Source organism: Paraburkholderia sp. BR14374 (assembly GCF_040948685.1).
GTDB lineage: Bacteria > Pseudomonadota > Gammaproteobacteria > Burkholderiales > Burkholderiaceae > Paraburkholderia > Paraburkholderia youngii.
On record NZ_JBFPKF010000137.1, the window covers coordinates 1 to 428 of the forward strand.

The 428-nt window shown below is 63.3% G+C and carries 1 pseudogene; it reads left to right on the forward strand.

The window, feature by feature from the left end:
- Positions 1 to 428: pseudogene (locus tag AB3X86_RS38375) on the forward strand (Surface-exposed protein); the annotation flags it as partial.

The following is a 428-nucleotide window of genomic DNA, read 5'->3' on the forward strand; positions in this document are numbered from 1 at the left end:
CGAGCGGCACGTCCATCGGCGGCACGACCTACTTCTTTGCCGGTTCGAATCCGATTGGCACGGTGAGCGTGGGCAGCGTGGGTAACGAGCGCACGATCACGAACGTGGCCGCGGGTCGCCTGAGCGGGACGAGCACTGACGCAGTCAATGGCTCGCAGCTGTACGCCACAAACCAGCAGGTGGACCAGTTGAGCCAGGACATCAAGAATGGCGCCGGCGGCGGGACGGATGCGCTGGCGGTGCATTACGACGATGCCACGAAGGGCACGGTCACGCTGCGCGGTGACAGCAATGGCACGAAGATCAAGAACGTGGCCGCAGGTGACCTGTCGTCGACGAGCAAGGACGCGGTGAATGGCTCGCAGCTGTACGCGACGAACCAGAACGTAACGAACCTTGGCGATCGGGTGACGAACGTCGAAGGCGAT